The sequence below is a fragment of the Leekyejoonella antrihumi genome (assembly GCF_007845645.1).
In the GTDB taxonomy this organism is placed as follows: domain Bacteria; phylum Actinomycetota; class Actinomycetes; order Actinomycetales; family Dermatophilaceae; genus Leekyejoonella; species Leekyejoonella antrihumi.
The window spans coordinates 1-1,540 of sequence record NZ_VCQV01000119.1; the positions used below are offsets into that span (position 1 = coordinate 1).

1 protein-coding gene is annotated in these 1,540 nt (G+C 63.1%); it reads left to right on the plus strand.

Annotated features, from left to right (window positions below; all coding sequences use genetic code 11):
* The first annotated feature begins 90 nt into the window (after positions 1-90).
* The gene (locus FGL98_RS25000; protein ID WP_246136745.1) at positions 91-1,500 is read left to right on the plus strand and encodes an IS256 family transposase; all 1,410 of its coding nucleotides are present in this window, start codon (positions 91-93) and stop codon (positions 1,498-1,500) included.
* The last annotated feature ends 40 nt before the right edge of the window (positions 1,501-1,540 follow it).

Genomic DNA, 1,540 nt, shown 5'->3' on the forward strand with positions numbered 1-1,540 from the left:
GGGTCTATCTCAAATTCGGTGTTTTTGAACCTCCACGACACGCCGCCAAGGTGGCGAGATCTGGAGTGATGAACGATGAGCATGTCGGATATGACGACTGCGACGAAGGACACCTCGACCGATCGTGCGCTCAAGCCCGGGCGGGCACCGCAGGACCGGCGCAAGCCGAAGGAGGTTGCTCGCCTGGACGAGGCGGCGGCGATCGCGCAGCTGGTGCGTGACGCTCGCGCGGAGGGTGAGGATCTGGTCGGTCCGGGTGGGCTGCTGAAGCGGATCACCAAGATGGTGCTGGAGACGGCGCTGGAGGAGGAGATGACCGAGCACCTGGGCCACGGCAAGCATCAGCTGCCGCGCGGCGCTCAGAGGGCCGTGGAAGGCGGCAAGCAGGCCGACGATGGCGCCGGGGTGAGCGAGGACGCCGAGGAGCTCGCCGGGCCGCGGAACGTGCGTAACGGGACGCGCCCGAAGACGGTGCTGACGGACTCGGTCGGCAAGGTGACGATCGAGGTTCCGCGGGACCGTGAGGGCTCGTTCGAGCCGGTGATCGTGCCCAAGCACCACCGCAAGCTGGGCAGTCTCGATACGGTCGTATTGTCGCTGACGGCAAAGGGGTTGACCGGTGGTGAGATCTCTGCCCACTTGGAGGAGATCTACGGCGCGGCGGTGTCGAAGGATACGATCAGCCGGATCACCGACCGGGTCGTCGACGAGATGAACGAGTGGATGTCGCGGCCGCTGGACCCGGTGTACGCGGCGATCTTCATCGATGCGATCGTGGTCAAGGTCCGTGACGGGCAGGTGTCCAACCGGCCGTTCTACGCCGCGATCGGCGTGACTGTCGAGGGGCGCAAGGATGTCCTCGGTCTGTGGGCCGGTACACCGGGCGAGGGAGAAGGGGCGAAGTATTGGATGGCGGTGCTGACCGACCTGCGCAATCGAGGTGTGGTCGACACGATGTTCGTGGTGTGTGACGGGTTGAAGGGCCTGCCCGACAGCGTGGCCGCGGTGTGGCCCGACGCGATTGTACAGACGTGCGTAATCCACTTGTTGCGCAACAGTTTTCGGCTGACGTCGCGTAAGTACTGGGATCGGATCGCGAAGGAGTTGAAGCTGGTCTACACGGCTCCGTCGGCGAAGGCGGCCGGTGAGCAGTTCGAGGAGTTCACGGCCAGCTGGGGTGAGCGGTACCCGGCGTTGATCCGGTTGTGGTCGAATGCGTGGGAGGAGTTCATCCCGTTCCTGGACTACAACGTTGAGATCAGGCGTATTCTGTTCTCAACTAACGCTATTGAGTCGTTGAATGCTCGGTATCGTCGGGCGGTGAAGGCGCGTGGGCACTTCCCGAACGAGCAGGCTGCGCTCAAGTGCTTGTACATGGTTACCCGTAGTCTTGACCCGACTGGGAAGGGCGAGGCACGCTGGGTCACGCGCTGGAAGCCGGCGCTGAATGTCTTCGCTACTACGTTCGAGGGCCGCTGGCCAACAGCCGAAAAGTACTGAAAACAGTGAGGATCAAAAACACCAAAATTCTGACAGTCCT